Annotated in this window: 4 protein-coding genes and 3 tRNA genes; 1 reads left to right on the plus strand and 6 read right to left on the minus strand. The window is 66.3% G+C overall.

What is annotated here, in order from left to right; genetic code table 11:
- From tuf to DBR34_RS07000, 6 genes are all read right to left on the minus strand, one after another.
- Positions 1-913: elongation factor Tu (gene tuf, locus DBR34_RS06975; protein WP_128096253.1), on the minus strand; the 913-nt coding region annotated here is incomplete at its 3' end.
- 40 nt (positions 914-953) lie between these two features.
- Positions 954-1,029, minus strand: a tRNA-Thr gene (locus tag DBR34_RS06980).
- 47 nt (positions 1,030-1,076) lie between these two features.
- Positions 1,077-1,150 (minus strand) — tRNA-Gly (locus DBR34_RS06985).
- Positions 1,151-1,178: 28 nt separating this feature from the next.
- Positions 1,179-1,264 (minus strand) — tRNA-Tyr (locus tag DBR34_RS06990).
- 138 nt (positions 1,265-1,402) lie between these two features.
- Entirely contained in the window at positions 1,403-2,416 is a 1,014-nt protein-coding gene (locus tag DBR34_RS06995) for an isoaspartyl peptidase/L-asparaginase (protein WP_128096251.1), read from the minus strand.
- A gap of 119 nt (positions 2,417-2,535) precedes the next feature.
- Positions 2,536-3,507 carry a cyanophycinase gene (locus tag DBR34_RS07000; RefSeq protein WP_128096254.1) on the minus strand — a complete coding sequence of 324 codons (972 nt, stop codon included), beginning with the start codon at positions 3,505-3,507 and terminating at the stop codon, positions 2,536-2,538.
- A gap of 198 nt (positions 3,508-3,705) precedes the next feature.
- Between DBR34_RS07000 and DBR34_RS07005 the strand changes: the two genes are divergently transcribed.
- On the plus strand, positions 3,706-6,366 hold a 2,661-nt coding region (locus DBR34_RS07005; RefSeq protein WP_128096252.1), incomplete at its 3' end, for a TonB-dependent receptor.

Genomic DNA, 6,366 nt, shown 5'->3' on the forward strand with positions numbered 1-6,366 from the left:
TGTGCGGCTTGATCGAACCCGGCTTGGCCAGCACCTGGCCACGCTCGACGTCGTCACGCTTGGTGCCGCGCAGCAGCAGACCGGCGTTGTCACCTGCCTGACCCTGGTCCAGCAGCTTGCGGAACATTTCCACGCCGGTGACGGTGGTCTTCTGGACCGGACGGATACCGACGATTTCGATTTCTTCGCCGACCTTGATCACGCCGCGCTCGATACGACCGGTCACCACGGTGCCGCGGCCCGAGATCGAGAACACGTCTTCCACCGGCATCAGGAACGGCTTGTCGATGTCACGCTCCGGGGTCGGGATCCAGCTGTCGAGAGCTTCGACCAGCTTGATCACGGCCGGCACGCCGATATCGCTCTGGTCGCCTTCCAGCGCCAGACGGGCCGAACCCGCGATGATCGGGGTGTCGTCGCCCGGGAAGTCGTACTTGCTCAGCAGCTCGCGGACTTCCATTTCGACCAGTTCCAGCAGCTCAGCGTCGTCCACCATGTCGGCCTTGTTCAGGAACACGACGATGTACGGCACGCCGACCTGGCGCGACAGCAGGATGTGCTCGCGGGTCTGCGGCATCGGGCCGTCAGCAGCCGAGCAGACCAGGATCGCGCCGTCCATCTGGGCAGCACCGGTGATCATGTTCTTGACGTAGTCAGCATGGCCCGGGCAATCCACGTGGGCGTAATGACGCTCGGTGGATTCGTATTCGACGTGCGCGGTCGAGATCGTGATGCCACGGGCCTTTTCTTCCGGCGCGGCGTCGATCGAGGAGTAATCCTTGAACTCGCCACCGAAGCGCTCGGCACCGATCTTGGTCAGTGCGGCGGTCAGCGTGGTCTTGCCGTGGTCGACGTGACCGATGGTGCCGACGTTGACGTGCGGCTTGGTGCGCTCGAACTTACCCTTGGCCATGGCTGCTTATCTCGAAATCGTCTGAATGGTGGCACTTAGATGGTGCTCACGAAAGGAATCGAACCTTCGACCTCCTCCTTACCAAGGAGGTGCTCTACCGACTGAGCTACGTGAGCGAGTTTTGTATTATGGCACGAATTTGATTAGATTCAAACTCATTCAATGGAGCGGGAGACGGGGATCGAACCCGCACCATCAGCTTGGAAGGCTGAGGTTCTACCATTGAACTACTCCCGCATCGGAAGCCTTTGCCACAACATGAAACTGGTGGAGGGAGGTGGATTCGAACCACCGAAGGCGTAAGCCAGCAGATTTACAGTCTGCCCCCGTTGGCCGCTTGGGTATCCCTCCTTACCACCCTGTCCCGTGGCGCCGAAGCGTTTTCGGTGTGGGGTGGAAGAGCCGTGAATTTTGGAGATTAACGGGGGTTCTGTCAACACTCTTTTTCAACTTTTTCACACGAAGTGCGAAAAGCCCTGACGCAGCAGGCTATTGCCCCGGCAGCGGCAGCGGTTCGTCGGCAAAGATGGCCACGTGCGGCACGCCGTCGGCGCCGATCCAGCCCCGATACATGCCCTGCGTGTTGAACGGCGCGGCCACGCGACCATCTGCGGCGAGCACGATCGCGCCGCCGTCGCCACCGAGCGCGGGAATGCGATCGTTGATCACCGCGCGCCCCGCTTCCACCGGCCCCTGCTTGAGGTACTGCATGCGCGCGCAGATGTCGTGCGCGGCCGCCGTGCGGATGTAGTACTCGCCCCAGCCGGTGCCCGACACCGCACAGGTGGCGTTGGCATAGGTGCCCGCGCCGATGATCGGCGAATCGCCCACGCGACCGTAGCGCTTGTTGGTCATGCCGCCGGTCGAGGTGCCCGCGGCGAGATGGCCCTGCGCATCCAGTGCCACCGCGCCGACCGTGCCGAAGTGGCGTGCGGTTTCCAGGTCTGCGTGCGCCTGTCCGCTGGCCTCTTCCCGGAGCGCCTTCTGCAGCTGTTGCCAGCGCTTTTCAGTACGGAAGTAGGCCGGGTCGACCAGCGCGATGCCCTGGCCGGCGGCGAAGGTTTCGGCGCCCTGCCCCACCATCATCACGTGCGCGGAGTGCTGCATCACCGCTTCGGCCAGCAGGATCGGGTTGCGCACCCGCTGCACGCCGGCCACCGCGCCGGCTTTCAGGGTGGCGCCGTCCATCAGCGATGCGTCCAGCTCGTTGCGGCCGTCATGGGTGAATACCGCGCCCTTGCCGGCATTGAAGGTGGGATCGTCTTCGAGCACGGTGATCGCCGCGGTCACTGCCTCCAGTGCGGGCTTGCCGGCTGCCAGCGCCTGGTGGCCGCTGAGCAGCGCCTGGCGCAACGCGGCACGTGCGGCCTTTTCCTCGGCCGGCGTCAGGTCCTTGCGCTCCACGCCGGCGCCACCATGGATGACCAGTACCGGCGCGGCAGCCGTGGCCACCAGCGGGATCGACAGGCACAGCGACAGCAGCAACGCGGTTGGACGGGACATGGACGGCACCGGCAGGTTGGGAGCCCCATCATGGCCGCAGATGCGCGGTGCGGGTAGGCCCACACCCTGCCCTGCCGGCGCGCGCGTGGGCCGGGCGTTCCACGCCCCGCGGTCGCGGGCTACCGCAGCTCCAGGCCGCCGTCGCGGATATCGGCCGTGACCTGGAAGGCCGCATCGTCCACGCGGAACCCGTCCAGGTGCAGCAGGCTGCCGCTGCCCACGCCGGTGACCGGGATGGCGTGGAAATCCAGCGGCTCGCCATCGCGCAGGCGGTCGGCGGTGTGGCGCGGCATCACCAGCCAGGCGTAGCCGCCATTCCTGCTGAGCACGCGGCCGCGCCCGTCGGCTTCCACGCACAGGGCGGTGTCCTCGTCCACGCCGATGCCCACCATGTCCTCGCGCCCGGCCTGCTGCGCCGCCCGGGCCACGAACACGATCAACCGGCCGAGGCGGTCGCGCTTGCCGAAATGGGTGTCGGTGACCACGTTGGACAGGTACGGCATGGTCAGGAAGTCGCTGTCCAGGGTGACTTCGCCCCCCATCGGATCGCGCAGTGCGGTGGCCGAGGTGATGCTGCCGCCGTCCATCGCGCCGTAGCTGTAGCCGCCCAGGATGGCCAGGCCGGCACTGGTGCCGGCGATCGGCCGGCCGGCACGGACGTGCGCATTGAGCGCTTCGTTGAGCGCGGTGCCCTTCCAGAAGCGGATGTAGCGGGACTGGTCGCCGCCGGCGATGAAGATCGCATCGGCCGCCGCCACGACCCGCAGCACGGCCGGGTCGTCGGCGCCCCGGCGGCTGTCGAAGACCAGGGTCTGCACCGAGGCGGCACCGCCGATATCGCGGTACAGGCGCTGTTGCAGCTCGTCGGCGCCGGAGGCGCGCAGGATCACTACGCGGCCGTGCCCGGCGCGTTGCAGCCACCACTGGAAGGCCTCGGGAACCCACTCGCCGCCGCCCATCAGCATCATCGCCGGTTCGGTGTGGCGGGCCGGGGCGGCATCCAGATCGCCCACCTCGTAATAGCGGTAGCCGGGGTCCAGGACGGACTGCGCGTGGCTGGGCAGGGCCAGGCTGAGCAGCAGCCCAAGCATCGGCGCGAACGGGCGGAAAGCCTTGTGCACGTTGATCTCCCTGAACAAAAACCGGGTGTAAGCGCTTTCACTCTTTGCCAGAGAAATCGGTAGTGGTCAAGCCCGTAAAAAAGGCGTTAAATGCGCGCCGTCCATTCGCGAAATGTGAATGGGGGACAGGCCTCCCTCGAGGCCGACACTTTCTTCTCGAGAATTCTCATGCGTAAACAGGCGATGGCGTGGTCGATCCAGCTGGCGTTGATGGGTGTGGCCGCAACCGCAGGCGCCCAGGCGCCGGCCGCGTCCGGGGTGCAGCAACTGGACACGGTGCAGGTCACCGGTTCGCGCATTCCGCGCGCCCAGGTCGAGGGCCCCGCCCCGGTCACGGTGATCACTGCCGAGCAGATCCAGGCCAGCGGCTTCACCAGCGTGCCGGACGTGCTGCGGTCGATGTCCCAGAACGGCGGTGAAACCCAGAGCCAGCAGTCCTCCAGCGGCGCGGACTTCTCGCCGGGTGCGCAGCAGGTCGATCTGCGCGGTCTGGGCCCGAACCACACCCTGGTGCTGGTCAATGGCCGTCGCATCGCCGACTTCCCGATGCCGTTCCAGGGCCGCAGCAACTTCACCGACGTGTCCAACATCCCGATCGGGATGATCGAGCGGATCGAAGTGCTGACCGGCAGCGCCTCGGCGATCTACGGGTCGGATGCGATTGCCGGGGTGGTCAACTTCATCCTCAAGAAGCACGCGGATGGCACCACGGTGGACGTCCGCATGGGCACGGCCACCGAAGGCGGCGCCGATTCGTTCGACATCAGCCTGGCCAGCGGCTTCGATGCCGGCCGCTTCAGTGCGGTGTACAGCCTGGAACTGCAGTCGCAGACGCCGCTGTGGGCCTACGAGCGCAGCCAGCAGGATTCCACCCTGGACGCGCCCACCGAGAGCGCCCGCGCCGCGCGCCGTGCCTACCTGCGCACCGACTACAACGACGATTACCTGGACCCGGGCCAGGCCACCTGCGATGCGCTGGCCGGCCAGAACCGCGGCAGCACCCAGTATGCCGAGCGCCCCCGCTACGGCTTCTACTGCGGCAGCGACCGCTCCATCGGCTACGGCACGATCCTGAGCAAGCGCCGCGGCGTGAATGGCTACGCCTCGCTCAACTATGCCTTCGACAATGGCACCACCTGGTTTGCCGACGTGCAGATGGGCTACCACGACATCGCGCTGATGCGCGACGTGACCCAGTGGGGCCGGATGGCCGCCGACGGCAACGAAGACGGCTACTTCTACAACCAGGCCACCGACCAGGTGGAGTTCTGGCAGCGCCAGTTCTCACCCGAGGAAATGGGCGGGCTGCGCAACGGGATGATCCGCAGTACCCAGAAGACCTTCAGCGTGACCACCGGCTTCAAGGGCAGCCTGGGCCCGAACTGGGACTACGAAGCGTCGCTGAGCCATTCGCAGTACCAGTCGTCGATCCGCTGGCCGCAGATCATCGCGTCCAAGGCCAATGCGCTGTTCCTGGGCGAGCAGCTGGGCGAGTACACCGATGACGACGACAACGTGTTCCCGGTGTTCAACGCCGATCCGGCGCGCCTGTACCGGCCACTGAGCCGCGCCGAGTACGATTCGATCGCCGCGAAGACGACCTATACGCCGAAGTCGCGCACCGACACGGCCGCGCTGACCCTGACCAACGGCGAGCTGTTCGAACTGCCGGGCGGCAAGGCCGGGTTCGCCGCCACCGCCGAGTTCGGCAACCAGTCCTACGCGCTCAACCCCGATCCGCTGGCGACTGAGTACTACTACTACAGCTGGAAGGACTCGGACGGCCATGGCAGCCGCAACCGCTGGGCCACTGCGGCCGAGCTGCGCCTGCCGCTGCATGACACGCTCAACGTGAGCGTGGCCGGCCGCTACGACCAGTACCGCTACTCGGGCAACAGCATCGGCAAGGCAACCTGGAGCGGCGGCATCGAGTGGCGCCCGATCGACAGCCTGCTGGTGCGCGGCTCGTACGGCACCGCGTTCCGCGCGCCGGACCTGCACTACGTGTACGCCGGCCCGGGCAACGATGAAACCAGCAACAACGACTACTACGCCTGCCAGCTGGACGGCGCGGATGACTGCTCGGACTACGAAGAAAACCTGATCCGCACGCGCGAAGGCAACCGCCAGCTGGATCCGGAAACCAGCACGTCGTGGAGCGCCGGGTTCGTGTGGTCGCCGGCGGTGGGCCTGGACCTGTCGGTGGACTGGTTCGACATCGACATGCGCGACCAGGTGAAGGACATGGACGTGGGCACCATCCTGCGTGATGAAGCGGCCTGCCGCCTGGGCAATGCCGATGCGAACTCGCCGACCTGTGTCGATGCGATCAGTCGCGTCACCCGCACCAGCGACGGCCGCCTGTACGGGGTGCACGTCAACCCGGTCAACATCGCGCGCGAGACCACGCAGGGCATCGACGTGGGCGTGCGTTACCGGCTGACCACGGGCATCGGCGATTTCATCCTGAGCGGCAACCACACCTGGGTGAAGACGCACGATTTCCAGCAGTTCGACGGCGATGTGGTGGAGGACAAGTTCGCGGTGAACAGCGGGTTCGACATTCCGCGCACCAAGACCAGCGCCAGCATCACCTGGGAGAACGATGCGTGGTCGGCCACGCTGTACGGGTCGCGGCTGGGCAAGCTGCCGACCTACGACAGCTATGACCAGAGCTTCGATCCGGAGAGCGGCGACAGTCCGTGGATCGGGGCGACGTACCGCTACAACGTATCGGTGCAGTACCGCGTGGACGACCATTCGCGCCTGTCGCTGTCGGTGGTGAACGTGGGCAACAAGATGCCGCCGAAGGACGCGACCTATACGTCC

It is taken from the genome of Stenotrophomonas sp. HMWF003 (genome assembly GCF_003061285.1).
GTDB lineage: Bacteria > Pseudomonadota > Gammaproteobacteria > Xanthomonadales > Xanthomonadaceae > Stenotrophomonas > Stenotrophomonas maltophilia_AP.